The organism is Bradyrhizobium sp. IC4059, from assembly GCF_020193615.1.
GTDB classification, from domain to species: Bacteria; Pseudomonadota; Alphaproteobacteria; order Rhizobiales; family Xanthobacteraceae; genus Bradyrhizobium; species Bradyrhizobium yuanmingense.
The window spans coordinates 116,105-132,742 of record NZ_JADYVH010000012.1 but is presented as its reverse complement, the minus strand read 5'-3'; the positions used below and the strand labels follow the sequence as shown (position 1 = coordinate 132,742).

General features: G+C 63.8%; 12 protein-coding genes. 9 read left to right on the top strand and 3 right to left on the bottom strand.

Features of this window, described 5'->3' with window-relative positions:
* Positions 1-16 precede the first annotated feature (16 nt).
* From I6F12_RS30485 to I6F12_RS30475, 3 genes are all read left to right on the top strand, one after another.
* A complete protein-coding gene (locus tag I6F12_RS30485; protein WP_225157904.1) occupies positions 17-1,258 on the top strand; it encodes an efflux RND transporter periplasmic adaptor subunit in 1,242 nt (413 codons plus the stop codon).
* Positions 1,255-4,374 (top strand): multidrug efflux RND transporter permease subunit, encoded by a 3,120-nt coding sequence (locus I6F12_RS30480; protein ID WP_225157903.1) that lies wholly within the window; start codon positions 1,255-1,257, stop codon positions 4,372-4,374. The genes I6F12_RS30485 and I6F12_RS30480 overlap by 4 nt, the downstream gene beginning before the upstream one ends.
* A gap of 539 nt (positions 4,375-4,913) precedes the next feature.
* Entirely contained in the window at positions 4,914-6,254 is a 1,341-nt protein-coding gene (locus tag I6F12_RS30475) for an amidohydrolase family protein (RefSeq protein ID WP_225157902.1), read from the top strand.
* Between the two features lie 455 nt (positions 6,255-6,709).
* On the opposite strand, the gene I6F12_RS30470 is transcribed toward I6F12_RS30475, so the two are convergent.
* The 3 genes from I6F12_RS30470 to I6F12_RS30460 are packed head-to-tail and all read right to left on the bottom strand — an operon-like array spanning position 6,710 to position 9,298.
* Positions 6,710-7,519 carry an N-acyl homoserine lactonase family protein gene (locus tag I6F12_RS30470; RefSeq protein WP_109145135.1) on the bottom strand — a complete coding sequence of 270 codons (810 nt, stop codon included), beginning with the start codon at positions 7,517-7,519 and terminating at the stop codon, positions 6,710-6,712.
* Between the two features lie 8 nt (positions 7,520-7,527).
* Positions 7,528-7,917: a carboxymuconolactone decarboxylase family protein gene (locus I6F12_RS30465; protein ID WP_036011521.1), complete on the bottom strand. Its 390-nt coding sequence runs from the start codon at positions 7,915-7,917 to the stop codon at positions 7,528-7,530.
* A gap of 28 nt (positions 7,918-7,945) precedes the next feature.
* Positions 7,946-9,298 (bottom strand): MmgE/PrpD family protein, encoded by a 1,353-nt coding sequence (locus tag I6F12_RS30460; protein WP_225157955.1) that lies wholly within the window; start codon positions 9,296-9,298, stop codon positions 7,946-7,948.
* Between the two features lie 247 nt (positions 9,299-9,545).
* Here I6F12_RS30460 and I6F12_RS30455 point away from each other — a divergent pair, with 247 nt between their 5' ends.
* The 6 genes from I6F12_RS30455 to I6F12_RS30430 all read left to right on the top strand — a co-directional run bounded on the left by I6F12_RS30455 (position 9,546) and on the right by I6F12_RS30430 (position 16,612).
* Positions 9,546-10,439: an NAD(P)-dependent oxidoreductase gene (locus I6F12_RS30455; RefSeq protein ID WP_225112286.1), complete on the top strand. Its 894-nt coding sequence runs from the start codon at positions 9,546-9,548 to the stop codon at positions 10,437-10,439.
* A 30-nt stretch (positions 10,440-10,469) separates the two neighbouring features.
* Positions 10,470-11,864 (top strand): MmgE/PrpD family protein, encoded by a 1,395-nt coding sequence (locus tag I6F12_RS30450; RefSeq protein ID WP_225157901.1) that lies wholly within the window; start codon positions 10,470-10,472, stop codon positions 11,862-11,864.
* Between the two features lie 79 nt (positions 11,865-11,943).
* The gene (locus tag I6F12_RS30445) at positions 11,944-12,879 is read left to right on the top strand and encodes a branched-chain amino acid ABC transporter permease (protein ID WP_036035780.1); all 936 of its coding nucleotides are present in this window, start codon (positions 11,944-11,946) and stop codon (positions 12,877-12,879) included.
* 2 nt (positions 12,880-12,881) lie between these two features.
* Complete coding sequence (locus I6F12_RS30440) at positions 12,882-14,654, top strand: branched-chain amino acid ABC transporter ATP-binding protein/permease (RefSeq protein ID WP_225128799.1); 1,773 nt, start codon at positions 12,882-12,884, stop codon at positions 14,652-14,654.
* A complete protein-coding gene (locus tag I6F12_RS30435) occupies positions 14,641-15,348 on the top strand; it encodes an ABC transporter ATP-binding protein (protein WP_036011537.1) in 708 nt (235 codons plus the stop codon). The genes I6F12_RS30440 and I6F12_RS30435 overlap by 14 nt, the downstream gene beginning before the upstream one ends.
* 31 nt (positions 15,349-15,379) lie before the next feature.
* Positions 15,380-16,612, top strand: a complete 1,233-nt coding sequence (locus tag I6F12_RS30430) for an ABC transporter substrate-binding protein (protein ID WP_128262831.1) — start codon at positions 15,380-15,382, stop codon at positions 16,610-16,612.
* The last annotated feature ends 26 nt before the right edge of the window (positions 16,613-16,638 follow it).

The window sequence follows — 16,638 nt, the reverse complement described above, 5'->3', positions numbered from 1 at the left end:
GAACACGGAGCGGACCATGAACCTTGCTGACGTCGCGACCAGATTACTGGCGGCAGGATTGGTTACGGTCTCGATCGGCGGGACTGTCCGGACCCAGCCGACGCCTTCCACGCCTGCCGTCGGCGTTGTGGAGGCAACGCGCCGGCTGATCACCGAAAGCAACGAGTTCCTGGGCCGAGTTGAGGCGGTCAACCGGGTCAACGTGACGGCCCGTGTCACCGCCGCTCTGGAGCAGCGGCTGTTCAACGAGGGTGCCGAGATCAAAAAGGGCGACCAGCTCTATCGGCTGGAGCGCGGCCCATTCGAGGCCGATCTCGCAGCCAAGCAGGCGCAGGTGGCGCAACTCGAGGCGATGCTGGAGAACGCCAGGCTGACGACGGAGCGCGCGCACACCCTTCTCGGCGGGCCGGCTGGGCAGCAATCGACCTATGACGCCGCGCTCGCCACCCAGCGCAGCTTACAGGCCCAGGTCCAGGCTGCCCAGGCGCAGGTCCAGGCCTCGCAAATCAATCTCGACTACACCGTCATCAATGCTCCGATCGAAGGCAAGATCGGTCGCACGGCGGTAACCGAAGGCAACATCGTCGGGCCCTCCTCCGGCGTGCTGACCACGATCGTCAGCCAGGACCCGATGCACGTCACGTTCCCGGTGCCGCTGCGAGAGGGGCTCGAGCTGCGCGAGCGGTACCTCCCACAAGGCGGTCTCGAGGCGGTGACGATCAGGCTGCGGCTGCCGGACGGCCGTATGTACGGTCAGTCCGGCAGACTGAACTTCGTCGACAACAGCATCGCCCAGAATACCGACACGATCATGGTCCGCGGCGAGATTGCCAACCCGATCTTGCGCGCCCCGTCTGCCGCAGGCGTGACCGCGCACGAGCTGACCGACGGCGAGTTCGTCACCGTTCTGCTCGAAGGCGTCCAGCCGATCGAAGTACTTGCGATCCCACGCGCGGCGGTGTTGTCCGACCAGCGCGGCGACTATGTTCTCGTCGTCGGCAAGGATAATAAGGCAGAGCAGCGGCGCGTTCAGCTCGGACAATCGACCGCAACAATTGCCGCCGTCATCGGCGGGCTTGCTGCCGGCGACAAGGTGATCGCCGAAGGGTTGCAGCGGGTTCGCGCGGGTCAGACCGTCGCTCCGGATACAGCAAGCGCACTCCTGCGGTCGAGCATGGACGGCGTAGCGAGCGAGGCGCCACCGCGGAGCGGCCGCGGCACTCCGATCCGGCCCCACGCCGCGGACCGCACTCCATGATATCGGGCGTCTTCGTCGATCGGCCGCGCCTTGCGATAGTGATCGCACTTCTCATCACCATTGCCGGCGCGTTGGCACTCACGCAAATTCCCGTGGCGCAATTTCCGGATATCGTGCCGCCGCAGGTGACCGTCTCCGCGACCTTCCCAGGCGCGTCCGCCGAGGTCGTGGAAAGCAGCGTCGCCCAGCCTCTCGAAGCGCAGGTGATCGGCGTCGACCGCGCGCTTTACATGAAATCGACAAGCGGCAATGACGGCAGCTACACGCTCACCATTTCGTTCGCGCATGGCACCAATGCCGACATCAACACGGTCAACGTCAATAATCGCGTGCAGAGCGCCCTGTCGCAGTTGCCGACGGAGGTGCAGCAGCAAGGCGTGAGGGTGCAGAAGCGATCCTCGTCGATCCTGCAGTTCCTCGTGCTCTACAGCGCCGACGGCCAGCAGGATCCCCTCTTCATCACCAACTACGCCATCATCAACGCGCTGGACGCGATCGCGAGCACGCCGGGTGTCGGCCAAGCGAACCTGTTCGCAAAGATGAACTATTCGATGCGAATCTGGTTCGATTCGCAGCGGCTCACCAGCCTCAGCTTGACCCCGTCGGACGTGATTGCCGCGATCCGCGCGCAGAGCGTCCAAGCTGCCGTCGGCCGCATCGGCGCGCGGCCGATCAGCGACGATCAGCAGTTCCAATTCAACGTGCAGACCCTCGGCCGACTCGCCAGCGCCGATCAATTCGCAAACATCGTGCTGCGCGCCAATCCCGACGGATCCTCGCTGCTGGTGAAAGATGTCGCGCGCGTCGAGATCGGTGCGCAAAACGTCGACAGCGAGGCGCGGATCGACGGGCGCGCCGCCGTTCCGATCGCAGTCTACCTTGCGCCGGGAGCGAACGCGGTGACCACGGCGCGAGCGGTGGCCGAGACGATGCAACGGCTGTCAACGCGATTTCCGCCTGGACTGAGCTATCTCGTCCAATACGATTCCACGAGCTTCGTTCGGGACACGATCGCGGAGGTCTTGCGGACACTGGCCGAAGCCTTCGTTCTCGTGATGCTGGTCGTCTATATCTTCCTCGGTAGTCTCCGTGCGACGGTGATCCCGGCCATCGCAGTACCGGTGAGCCTGATCGGCACGTTCGCAGTTCTGCTCGCGTTCGGCTATTCGGCCAATACGGTATCGCTGCTCGCGATGGTCCTCGCCATCGGCATCGTCGTCGACGATGCCATCGTCGTCGTGGAGAATGTCGAGCGCGTCATGGCGGCGGAACCAAGCCTGGCTCCAGCCGAGGCCACCAAGAAAGCCATGACCCAGATCACCGCGCCGATCATCGCGATCACTCTGGTGCTGCTCTCCGTGTTCGTGCCGATCGCGTTCATTCCCGGCATTTCGGGCACGTTGTTCCGTCAGTTCGCCGTGACGATCAGCGCCGCAATGTTGATTTCGGCGGCGAACGCCCTGACGCTATCCCCTGCACTGTGCGCGCTGCTGATGCGCCACGGCAGACGGCCCCGCGGCATCATCGGACGTGTACTCGGCGGCATCGACTGGTTGCGCGAGCGCTACGGCAACGGCGTCCGCTACCTCGTGCGCCGGGCCGCGCTCTCGCTGCTGCTGGTTGCCGTCTTCGCCGCCGGCGTCTTCGGTGTCTCGATCATTACTCCGACGGGATTCCTGCCGGAGGAGGACCAGGGCGCCTTCTTCACCTCGGTGCAGCTCCCGGACGGCGCGTCGGTCGCGCGCACCAGCCAGGTTACGCGCCAGATCGAAGACGTCCTGAAACAGATGCCGGCCGTCGATCACGTGCTCGCGGTGATCGGCTTTTCACTGCTCGATGGCGTCTCCCAATCGAACAGCGCACTGGTGGTGGCGCGGCTCAAGCCGTTTTCCGACCGGACGGCGGCCGCAGACTCGGCGCAGGCGCTAATCTCCAGGACATTCGCAGCCGGTGCCCAGGTACGACAAGCCAATGTGCTGCCGTTCAACCTGCCGCCGATCATCGGCCTCTCCACCGGCGGCGGATTCGAGTACCAGCTTCAAGCTCTGGAAGGACAGGGCCCAGCCGCGATTTCGAGCGTGACAAACGCCCTGATCGGCGCCGCCAACGCCGATTCGCGGCTCACGCGGGTGTTCTCGACCTTCACCGCGACCAATCCGTCGCTCTATCTCGACGTCGACCGCCGAAAGGCCCAAGCGCTGGGCGTCGCGGTCAATGACATCTTCATGGCGCTGCAGGCGACGCTCGGCGGCGTCTACGTCAACAACTTCAACCTGTTCGGACGCACCTGGCAGGTCAACGTTCAGGGCGACGCATCCGATCGCGCCCACGTCTCGGATATCTGGCGGATCTACGTGCGCAACAACAACGGCGAGATGGTGCCGATGCGGGCGCTGGCCGACGTCATGGTCGTAACCGGGCCGCAGGTCATCACTCGCTACAACAATCATCGTTCCGTGACGGTGAACGGCAGCCCTGCGCCGGGGACCTCTTCGGGCACCGCGCTATCCGCGATGGCGCAGATCTCCGACGCCGTGCTGCCGTCCGGCTACGACTTCGCCTGGACCGGCACCGCCTTTCAGGAGCAGGGAGCGGCAGGTCAGACCGGAATCGTGCTCGCGCTGGCCGTGATGTTCGCCTATCTGTTCCTGGTCGCACTTTACGAGAGCACGGTTATCCCGATCCCGGTGCTGCTATCGGTGGTCGTCGGTGTGCTCGGATCTTATTTCGGCATCATGATTGCGCGCCTCAATCTCGACCTCTATGGCCAGATTGGCCTCGTTGTGCTGATCGCTCTTGCCGCCAAGAACGGCATCCTGATCGTCGAGTTTGCGAGGGAACAGCGGGAGGCGGGTATCCCGATCTGTGAGGCCGCGGTTCAGGGTGCCCATATGCGTTTTCGTGCGGTCATGATGACGTCACTTGCGTTCATCCTCGGCCTTCTGCCGCTGGTCATTGCGACCGGAGCTGCCGCGCTGAGCCGCAGAGCAGTGGGCACCGCTGTCTTCGCTGGTATGCTCGCAGCAAGCTCGATCGGGATCTTCCTGGTGCCGATGCTCTACGTCACCTTCCAGCGCATACGGGAGCGCGCGAAAGGCACAATCAAAAGCGGCTAAGAATGCCCGATCCTAACAAAAACATAGAACGTAACGAAAGAATGTCGTCTCGCTTAGATGAGCTACTTCGATGATTGAGGAGTACGCTGCCGGATTACGAGAGATTATTAGTAAGCTGCGCAGAAAATTGAACCAAGTTTACCCGGGTAGAGCTTTCATAGAGCGCTATTTCCACAGTTGGCACCCCGATTCCTGCTCCGCCGGTGTACAGAGAATCCCTAATGTACGGGACAGATGGCGTCTCTAAGCTGGCGGACTGGAAGGCTCGGGGACCCCGCTCAATCCGCGGGACGTACTTCTATGCGGGTCCTTTGGTGCAACGGAGCTCACATCAAGCGGAAGCTGGCGCAAGTCGAATGTAGCAGCATAGGGACCCGACCTTGCCACGAATGTTCTGATGGATGGCTCTCGCCAAATGGTCACGGTCCGATGGTTGTCGGTCGAGCGAATCGGAACGAACTCGTGTGCGGCGCGACAACTTCCGCCGGGCTCCGCGCCGCTGGCGAGAGAATACGACATGCTAGGAAGGAACACTGCAAATGCGGATAGCCGAGTGTGCCACGATCATTGTTGCGACGTGCACCTTTCTCACGCCGGCGGAGCCGCAAGAGCGGATTGCAGTCACCGTCTTCGAGAACGTGCGCATCTTTGACGGGAAGAGCGAGACGCTTTCCGTCCCATCGAATGTCGTCATCCGCGGAAACATCATCGAGCGGATCGTGACCGCGCCCATTCCAACCGATCGTCGCGTGGACGCCCGCGTCATACAAGGCGGTGGACGCGTGCTGATGCCCGGGCTCAGCGACATGCATTGGCACGCGATGATGGTCCGTCCGACACCCGCGCAGATGCTGTCGAGCGACCTCGGATATACGACGCTGCTGGCGAGCGCGGAAGCGACAGCGACACTGATGCGCGGATTCACGACAGTCAGGGACATGGGCGGCCCCACCTTCTCACTCAAACGCGCGATCGATGAAGGTCTCGTCCCGGGTCCTCGCATCTATCCATCGGGAGCCGTCATCACGGTCACCGGCGGCCATGGAGACTTCCGCGAGCTTTGGGAGCTGCCGCAAAGTCAGGGCGGAGCAAGCCGCGTCGAACAGCTCGGCGGAAGCATCATCGCGGATGATCCCGACGAGGTCCGCAAGCGCGTGCGCGAACAGCTCATGCAGGGCGCGTCCCAGGTCAAGCTGACGGCAGGGGGAGGCGTCGCCTCGCCTTTCAGCCCACTTGATGTGACCACATTCAGCGAAGCGGACTTGCGCGCGGCCGTCGAAACCGCCACCGATTGGGGGACGTATGTTGCAACACACGCATATACACCGAGCGCAATTCGACGTTCCATCGCCGCGGGCGTCAAAGTGATCGAACATGGTCATCTCATGGATGAACCGACTGCACGCCTCATCGCCGAAAAGCAAATCTGGCTGAGCACTCAGCCGTTCGTAGACCTCGGCGGCGCAGCCATGCTCCCCCCCGCCCAACAGGCGCAGATGCGCCAGGTTGTTGCGGGAACGGACACCGTGTACGGGTTTGTCAAGAAGTTTGGGATCAAGACTGCCTTTGGAACAGATATCCTCTTCTCGAAGCCACTGGCCGAGCATCAGGGTCAGGGCATCGTAGACCTCACGCGGTGGTTCACGCCGGCGGAAGCGCTGACGATGGCGACCTCAACCAATGGAGAGCTGCTCGCGCTTTCCGGTGCGCGGAATCCTTATCCCGGCAGGATCGGAGTGGTCGAGGAAGGCGCATTGGCCGATCTCCTGCTCGTCGATGGCAATCCGCTGGAAGACATTCGCCTCATCGAGGACCCCGCAAATAAGCTTGTCGTCATCATGAAGGATGGGATCATCTACAAAGACACCAATCCCAAGTGACCTATTCTCACGGCTGCGCCTGTGACCGATAGTGATGGCCTGTCACCCTGCCTGACGGACGTCAAACCGGATATTTCGACAACCAGCGCAGACCTTTCGCTTGGGTAAGCCGAGATGTGATGGACTCCAAGGGCCTGACCGACTTCATGAGCTCCGAGTCCACGAAGTGGGCCGGGATCATCAAGAAGATCGGCATCGAGCCGATGTAGCGATGCTTGGCGAAGACCTTTCGTTCCAATCCGCTTGGCGCCTCCAACCTGACCGCATCATGATCTAGATGCTGCGCGGTTGCGTTCCTCTGCATGCCGGCCTCGCAATACGCGCCCGGCACCGTCGTCGCCATCGATGGCGGCTTTCTGGCAGGATAGTCAGCCGTCTCCGATCGACCGCAGATCGTGCCAGAGTTGAAGATGCGGAAGCTCGACAAGGATGCGGTGCGTGGTCCTCTCGCCGCCCTAGGAGTGAGCAGGCCCGGACGGCGCCACATCCAAGCGGACCGCGATCCCGTCCAGATCCGGGGTCGGCGCTGGATAATGCATCATGACCAGCGGATCGTGACCTGGAACGATGTGGTCCGCATCCGGCGCTGCGGCGCGCAGCTTGTCGAACCCCACCAGCATGTCGCCGACATGAAACGCCGTCGTAAAGGGACGCTCGCTGGTCAGGTTTTCGTAGAAATGACTGACGTCGGAAGCGAGCACGACCGGACCGCGGCGCGTGTTGGCCCGGACAAATTGAAGCCCGGCGGAATGTCCCCCCGCCGCATGGACCGTCAGCCCGGGAGCGATCTCAGCATCGCCATCGTAGAACAGGACTCGGCGCGCATAGTTCAGCCGCACGATGCCGCAAACGTCCTCGACCTCGAAAGAATGCGACAACCTCGGATATTGCATGTAGCGGCCGGTGGCGTAGGCAAGCTCGCGCTCCTGGAGATGAAATCGTGCGTTCGGAAAGCGGTCGAAATTGCCGGCATGGTCGTAGTGCAGATGTGTGAGGATCACGTCCTTGATCTCGGCCGGCTCGATATCGAACGCCACAAGAGTCTCCACCGGGCAGCGCAAGAATGTCCGCCTGCGCTGCTTCGCAATTTCGGCGTTGAATCCGGTATCGATGACGAAGGTGCGCCCACCTCCCCGCGCCAGCCACATGAAATAGTCCATCGGCATCGGCCCGTCATGCGGATCGCCGCCGATGAAGTGGTCGCTCCGCTGCGCATCCCGCGTTGCGTAGCGGATGGCGAAGAGTTCGTAGATCGGGTCAGCCATGGATTTGCTCAGGAGCCGGCCGCGTCGACCTCGTTGAAGGCCTCGCGCGCATTGCGGAAGGCGTCGATGCCGGCGGGCACGCCGCAATAGACCGCGACCTGGAGCAGGATCTCCTTGATCTCCTCCTTGGTCAGCCCGTTCTTCAACGCGCCCTTCACGTGCAGCTTCAGCTCGTGCGGCCGGTTCAGTGCGCCGAGCATCGCCAAATTGACGATCGAGCGCGTGCGACGGTCGACGCCGGGCCGCGTCCACAGCGCGCCCCAGCAGAATTCGGTGGACCATTCCGCCATCGTGCGCGTGAACTCGTCGGCACCGGCGATCGATTTGTTGACGTAGTCCTCGCCGAGCACCTCCTTGCGGACTTTGAGGCCCTTTTCGAACAGTTCGGTCTTGGTCATGATCGTCCCTTTCAGGTCTTGCGAGAGTCTAGATGGAAGTTGTTCGGCGCATCGCCGAGGGCGGCCGCAACGATCGCAGCAGTTCGGCAACGTCAGCCACCGCATCGAGGCGCCAGACGGCGTCGATGACACCGTCCGCGTCCCAATTGCTCTGGCCCGTTCGTACGCTTTCGCGCAGCTTGGCCTCGAGATCGCGATCTTCAAGCGGCGCTGCCCGGCTGCCGCGCGGCGAGATGACGGTCTCGGTGAAAACGTCGCCGGACGACAGGCGCACGGTCGCGCGTGCCGCACCATCCGGCATCCCGTCATCCCACTCCGCCCTCACCTTCTGCCGCAGCTGCACAATATCGGGCCGGACGACCGTCTCGCGTGCAAACTCGGCGACGCCGGCTCTGCCGAGCAGCAATCCGCACGCCACGCAATGATGGATGCTGACGCGCGCATCGCGCTCGTTGTTGACGGGGCGGTCGCCGCGCGCAAGCAGCAGCTTCGAGCCTTGAACGGTCACGGTGTCAATCTGGTCGAATCGCCGACCGATCTGCTCTCGCAACTGAAGGCAGGCATCAATGACCGCATGAAAAACGATGCCGGCGGGATAGGGCTTGTAGGTGTTCCTGGCGATCTCCCAGGTCTTGCCGAGACCATCAAGCAAGCGGGCAATATCCGGCTCGTCACCCATGGTGCGTGCCCAACCGAGCGGGCCTTCAATGGCGTGGGGGGCTGCCTCATAACCCTGCTCTGCAAGCAGCGCCGCAAACAAGCCGTTGCGCGCCGCGTTGCCGACGCTGACATTCTTCGCGGCACTGGGCAGGTTCTCGACATTGCCTGCCGACTGGCTCGCCGCGAGCCCGATGGCATTCGCAATGCCCTCCGCGGGCAGCCCCAATAGTTTGGCGCAAGCCGCCGCGGCGCCAAAGATCCCGCAGGTCGAAGTGATGTGCCAGCCGCGCGCATAATGGCGCGGCGAAACGGCGTTGCCGATGCGACATTCGACATCCACGCCGAGGATGAACGCCGTCAACAATTCGCGTCCAGACAATTTATGCGTCTCCGCGAGTGCGAGGACTGGAGCTGCGACCGGTGCCGCCGGATGAATGATCGTCTCGGGATGGGTGTCATCGAAATCGAGCAGATTGGCCGAGATGGCGTTGAGAAACGATGCGCACATCGCGTCCATCGGCTGCGAATGACCGATGACCGTCGCGGTCGCGGCGCCGCTGAACGGCGACAGGGTTCGCATCGCCGCCATCACCACCGGATCGCGTGCGGAGCCGAGTGCCGTGGCGAAGAAATTCAGTATCGAGCGTCGCGCCTCGCCGCTCTGCGCCTCCACGTCCGCCCACGATGTCGCCGCGACGAAATCGGCGAGCGTCCTGCTCACGCTGGGAATTGGGTCTTGCGGCACGCGGGGCGTCTTCCTCGTTTTTCGGACCTTATGCCGATCCGCGGCAAACTGTCGACCCCAAATGTTATGCTTGACAGCTTGTCTGACAATCATAACAATCCGGCACGCTGGCACGGGAACCCGCCGCCGCAACGACGGCGGTCGTCAGGGCCGGCCGGCGAACTGACAACGACAAGATCAAGACGGCGCGCCCCGCGTGGGATCGCGCGACAGGGAGTGAACGATGGCGGGAGAGACGCTCGGTGTGATCGGAACGGGCCGCATGGGCGGCCCCATGGCGGGGCGGTTGATGGACGCGGGCTATTCGCTCGTCGTCTACGACACGCAGACCGACGCGACGCAGCCGCTGGTCAAGCGCGGCGCCTTGGTCGGCAAGTCGCCGGCCGACGTCGCCTCGCGCGCCGACATCGTGCTCGCCAGTCTGCCGACGCCCGACATCGTCAAGGGCGTCACTCTCGGCGAGGACGGCATCAGCAGCGGCAACCGCGCCAAGATCGTCGTTGATCTCTCGACCTCTGGTCCCGGCGCGGCGAAGCTCGTTGCGGAAGGGCTGAAAGCCAAAGGCATGACGCTGGTCGATGCGCCCGTCAGCGGCGGCATCAAGGGCGCCGTGAACGGCACGCTCGCCGTTATGGTATCGTGCCCGCAAGCGACTTACGACATCGTGCAGCCGATCCTGAAGAATTTCGGCAAGCTGTTCTACACCGGCGACAAGCCCGGCGTGGCGCAGACCGCCAAGCTCGCCAACAATCTGATGGCGGCGGCGGCACTGGTGATCACGTCGGAAGCGGTCGCCATGGGCGTCAAGGGCGGCGTCAACGCCAAGGTGCTGATCGATATCATCAACGCCAGCAGCGGCCGCAACAGCGCCTCCGAAGACAAATTTCCCCGTTCGGTGCTGCCGGGCACGTTCGATTTCGGATTCGCCACCGGCCTTTCCTACAAGGACGTCCGTCTCTGCGTGGACGAGGCCGAGGCCATGGGCGTGCCGATGGTCTGCGGCGCAGTGGTACGGCAGATGCTGGCGATCACCAACGCCAAATACGGCCCGTCATCCGATTTCACCTCGATCGCCAAGGTGCTCGAGGAGTGGGCCGGGGTCGAGATGCGCGGCTGAGCGCAAGAGCCTTTGGGAGAAACACTTGCGATGACGAACAGCCCGACCGGATCAGGCAAGGTATCGCTCGCGCGCCAGATGGCGCGGAGCGCACTTGCCGTTGATCTCGGAGATTTCGGGCCTGAAGTGGTCGCCAAGGCCAAGCTCTGCCTGCTCGACTTCCTGTCCTGCGCCTTCGAGGCGGGCCATCATCCCTGGAGTCGTCAGGCAATCGCGGTCGCACAAGGTGGCGGCAGCGCAACCATCGTCGGAATGTCGCGACTCTCCTTGCCGGCCGATGCCGCCTTCGCCAATGCCGTGATGGGGCACGGACTCGTGCGGGAAGACATGCATGCCGCCAGCATTGCGCACCACGGCGTGGTGATCTGGCCCACATTGCTCGCGCTGTCCGAACAGTCGCAGCTGCACGGCTCAAGGCTGCTCGCAGCCGCGATAATCGGCTATGAGACCGGCGCGCGGATCGGCCGCGCGTTGCTGACCTCCGATCTCGCCCGGCTCTATCGTCCGACCGGCCTCGTGGCCCCTCTGGGCGCGGCGCTCGCCGGAAGTTTCGCGCTCAACCTGTCCGAAGACGCAGCGACCAGCGCCATCGCGATCGCAGCCAACACGTCCAGCGGTCTCAACGAGTGGCCGCATGCAGGCGGCTCCGACATGTATTTTCATCCGGGCTTCGCCGCCAGCAATGCGATCAAGGCAATCGGCCTCGCCGCAGCCGGCGCTTTCGGCTCCGAAACGATCCTCGAAGGCGAAGCGGGCCTGTTCGCCGCCTATGGTCGCCGGGCCGCGCCCGACAGCATCGCGCTGTTCCCGAATGGCGAATGCGAGATCATGGCGGTCTACAACAAGCCGGTCCCGGCCTGCAATTTCGCGCAGACCGCCGCGCAAGCGGCCCTTCGCGTCTCGCACGAACTCGCCGGCACCGAGGAGATCGACAGCGTCGTCGTTCGCGCTCCCGATGCCGCCGTGCGCTATCCTGGGTGCGCCTCCACCGGCCCGTATCGGAACGCGCTCCAGGCCAAGATGAGCATTCCCTTCAGCGTCGCGGCCACCCTCGTGAGGGGCGAGATCGAGGAAGGCAACTACGCCGAACTCGATGATGTCGATATCATCCGCCTGGTTGCGATCACGAAGCTTGAGCCGGATGTCGGCTTCACCACCGCGTTCCCCGACAAGCAGGGCGCGGATGTGACCGTGCATCTGCAGAGCGGCCGGACGATCCGGCACGCGCTACCCGACGTCATCGCCGCAACGCCTTCAGATATTCGCACGCGCTTTCGCACTGCCGCTCAGGGAGTCCTCGGTGAGGACCGCACGTGCCAGTTGGAGCAACTCATCGAGAGCTGCGAACGGCTCGGCAACGCCGGCGATATCGCAGCACTATGCCGCCTGGACACGGCGGAACGGGTTTTACGATCGGCATCATAAGAAGTGCCGGAGAGTACGGGGGAAACATGGTCGACTTCGAGACCCGCTTAGGTTCGTCAGCCGCGCGGAGGCGAAGCTGATGGAAGGATTTTTGCAAGCGCTCGCCGCGGGCCTTCTGATCGGCGCCGTCTACGGCCTGATGTGCGTCGGGCTCGGCCTGATCTTCGGCGTCATGCGCGTCATTAACTTCGCCCATGGCGATTTCATGATGCTCGGCATGTACACTGCCTTCTATCTGTTCACCGCCGCCGGCGTTCAGTCGTTCTTCGGCAATGCCGTCGGACCGTTCGTCTCCATCTTGCTGGCCGGCCCCGTGCTTGCCGTATTCGGCTACTTCGTCCACCGGGCACTGATCTCGCACGTCTCGGGGACGCGCACCGCCTCGCTCGAAGGCGAGGGACACTACGCCCAGCTGATCCTCACGCTCGGCATCGCGCTGATCCTGCAGAACGGCGGCCTCATCGTGTTCGGCTCGGTGCTGGCCTCGATCCGCACGCCGCTGTCGAGCTCGGCGTGGGAGCTCGGCCCCTTCTTCGACATGAGCATCTTTCTCAACAAGGCCCGCAGCATCGACATGATCGTTTCGCTGGTCATGATGATCCTGCTTTCGCTGCTGATCACGCGCACGCGGATCGGCAAATCGCTTCGCGCCGCCGCGGATAATCCGACCGCCGCGACCTATATGGGCATCGACGTCGACCGCGCGCACCGAACCGCCTTCGCGCTCGGCTGCGGCATCACGGCGATCGCCGGCGGCCTCCTCGCTACGAACTATCCGTTCCACCCGTTCGTCGGCCTCGAATACGTCATCGTCATGTATGCGGGCGTCGTGCTCGGCGGCATGGGCAGCATCATCGGCGCGTTCTGGGGCGGCATGACGATCGGGCTCGTGCAGCAGATGTCGACGCTGATCCTGCCGACGCAGCTGCAGAACGCCGCGATCTTCGCCGTCTTCCTCCTCATCATCTTCTTTCGACCGCAAGGCTTCTTCGGGCGGATGGTGGAGAGGACGTGATCATGCTCCGGATGCGCTCCTTTCTTCCTCCCCTGCTCTTCACCATCGCCTATGCTGCGCTGTCGCTCGGCGTCACCAACTCCTACTACCAGCTCATCCTGACGCTGGTGCCGGTGTGGGCGGTGTTCGGCCTCTCCTGGAACCTGCTCAGCGGCTACACCGGGCTGATCTCGTTCGGCCACGCCGCGTTCTTCGGCATCGGCGCCTATGCAACCGCGCTTGGCCAGATCTACTTCGACATCTCCCCCTGGCTGCTGATCCCCATTGCCGCCGTGCTTGGCGGCATCGCCGGGCTGCTGATCGGATTTCCGACCTTCCGCCTCCAGGGCCACTATTTCGCCCTGGCGATGCTCGCCTACCCGCTTGCCATCCTCTACGTGTTCGAGTGGCTCGGCTTCCAGGAGGTGACCCTTCCGATCAAGCGCGACGCGCCGATCGCCTACATGCAATTCGCCGATCCGCGCATCTACACGCTGCTGGGACTCGCAATCATGCTTGCCACCATCGTGCTGACGCAATTCATCGAGCGCTCCCGCTTCGGCATGGCACTGCTCGCAATCAAGCAGAACGAGGCCGCCGCCGAGGCAGCCGGGATCAATACGCTCGCCTGGAAGCTGCGCGCGATTACGCTTAGCGGGGCCATTGCCGCGGCGATCGGCGGCTTTTACGCGCAGGTGTTATTGGTCGTGACGCCGCAATCGGTGTTCGGCATGCTGGTGTCGGCCCAGGCGCTGACGGTCGCGATGTTCGGCGGCGTCGGCACGGTCTGGGGGCCGGTGATCGGCTCCGTGATCCTGATCCCGCTCGCCGAGATACTGCATGCCGAAGCCGGCGCGCGCTTCCCCGGCATCCAGGGCGTGATCTTCGGCTTCGCCATCGTCTGCGTCATCCTGCTGGCCCCGGAAGGCCTGTTCTGGAAGCTGCGCGATCTCCTGCGCAAACGGATCGCGCCTAAGGCGCCTGCCTCCGACCTGCCCGAAACATCGGCTGCCAACGTCACCACGCTGAAGCCCGCACCGCGACAGCGGGCTGCCACCGGGGAAGTCATGCTCGAAGTCAAGAACCTGTCGCGGTCCTTCGGCGGCCTCAAGGCCGTGCAGGATGTCAGCTTCAAGCTGCACCAGAACGAGATCCTCGGCATCATCGGCCCCAATGGCGCCGGCAAGACCACGCTGTTCAATCTCCTCAACGGCTTCCTGAAACCGAGCGAGGGCGAGGTCTTGATCGATGGCCGCAACATGTCCGGCCAACGGCCGCACGTGATCTGCGAGGCCGGCATCGGCCGCACCTTCCAGGTGATGCGACCATTCCTGCGCATGTCGATCCTCGACAATGTCGTGGTCGGTGCCTATGTGCGCGCGCGGTCCGACGACGAAGCCCGCAAGCTTGCCGCCGATGCAGTTGCCCGTGTCGGGCTCTCTGCCGTCGCCGACCGTGTCGCCGGCGAGCTTTCGACCAAGGAGCTGCGGCTGATGGAGCTTGCCCGCGCGATCGCCGGCCAACCACGCATCCTGCTGCTCGACGAGACCCTCGCGGGCCTCGGCCACGGCGAGGCGGACGAGGTCGTCGCCGTGATCCAGCAGCTCGCGCGCGACGGCATGACCATCGCGATCATCGAGCACACGATGCAGGCGATGGTCCGGCTGGTCGACAGGTTCGTCGTACTCGACCACGGCGCCGTCATCACCGAAGGCCTGCCGGAAGTGGTGACGCGCGACAACCGGGTGATCGAGGCCTATCTCGGCAAGAAATGGGTGGGCCATGCTGCGAATTGAGGGATTGAGCGCGGGCTATTCCGCCAAACCCGTGCTGAACGACATCTCGATCAATGTCGGCGCCGGCCAGTTCGTCGCCATCGTCGGGCCAAACGGCGCCGGCAAGACCACGCTGTTCAAGACCATCTCCGGCATCGTCAAGCCGAGCGGCGGGGCCATCACCTTCGACGGCGTCGACCTCCTCGCAGTGCCGCCGCCGCAGCGCGCCCATCTCGGCATCGCCCACGTCCCCGAGGGCCGCCAGGTCTTTCCCTCGCTGACCGTGATGGAGAATCTGGAGATGGGTGCGATGACGGAGAGCGGTCGACGCGACTGGCAGAGCAACATCGAGCGCATCTTCGAATGGCTTCCGGTGCTGAAGGAGCGTCGCAGCCAGTTCGCGGGCACGATGTCAGGCGGCCAGCAGCAGATGCTCGCGATCGGCCGCGGCCTCGCCTCCTCGCCGAAACTCTTGATGCTGGACGAACCCTCGATGGGGCTGGCGCCCTCAACCGCCGACTTCATCTTCGATCGGCTGATCGAGATTCGCCGCCAGTCCGGGCTGACCATGCTGCTGGTCGAGCAGCGCGTCGCGGAAGCGCTGGAATCCGCGGACCACGGCTACGTCCTCGAAGCCGGCCATGTCGTGCTCGAAGGCAACAACGACACGCTGCGCGCCGACGACCGCGTGCGCAAGGCCTATCTCGGCATGTGACAACCATAAAAAAGACCAGGGAGTAAACAAAATGAACAAGACATCGGAGGGACTCTCGCGACGGACCGTGCTGTCCGGCGCCGCCGCCGTGGGCCTTGCCGGCGTGGCACGCGCGCAGACACCGGCCGAGATCAAGGTCGGGCTGATCGTGCCGCTGTCGGGCATCTACACCCGCCCCGGCCAGGTGATGAAGATGGGCGCCGAGATGGGTATCGAGCACATCAACGCGCAGGGCGGCATCAAGGCGCTCGGCGGCGCCAAGCTGAAGCTCGTCGTGATCGATTGCGGCGACACCACCGAGAAGGCCAAGAACGCGGCGCAACGCATGGTGGCGCAGGAGCCGGATCTCGTCGCTGCCACCGGCTCCTATCTCTCGTCCTTCACGCTGGCGGTCACCGAGGTGACCGAGCGTGCCGAGCTGCCGGTGCTGACGCTGTCCTATTCGGACCTTCTGACCGACCGCGGTTTCAAATACATCTTCCAGACCGCCGCGACCGCGAGCCGCCAGTCCGAGCTCGGATTGCCGACTCTGATGAAGCTCGCGGAGAACGCCTCGGGCAAGAAGCCGAAGACGGTCGCGATGCTGATGGACAACACCGCGACTTCGGTTGCCACGGCCAAGGCGCTGAAGGAGAAGCTGTTCGCGCAGGAAGGCCTCCAGCTCGTCGTCGAGGAAGTCTGGACCCCGCCGCTGTCGGATGCGACGCCGCTGATCCAGAAAGTCCGCTCGGCCAAGCCCGATCTGCTGCTGTTCATGCCGAACGCGGTGTCGGACGCCAAGCTGGGGCTCGAGAAGATCAGCGAGTTTGGCCTTGGCCAGGGCAAGATCCCGACCGTGTCCTTCAGCATCACCATCGCCGAACCGGACATGCTGCAGAGCGTGAGCCCGGAGACAGTGCAGGGCATCATGACCATCGTCGCCAATTGGGGCTCGAAAGGTCACGAGGCGCTGATCGCCGAGCTCAAGGCGAAATACAAGGAGCCCTGGATGACGCAGAACGTCATCTCGACCTATGGCGACATGTGGCTGATGAAGGAAGCCTTGGAAAAGGCCGGTAAGGCCGACCGCAATGCGGTCGCGCAGGCCTTCCGCACCATGGATGCCGGACCGTCGAAATACTATCCCGGCGGACAGCTCAAGTTCGACGAGAAGGGCCGCAGGGTCGGCGCCGGCGTCGTCATCGTGCAATGGCAATCGGGCGTGCCAGTCACCGTCTATCCGCCCGAGCTCGCGCAGGCGCAGCCGTTCTGGCCGAAGAAATAGCATCGCACGCTTTTCAGGGAGGAGGA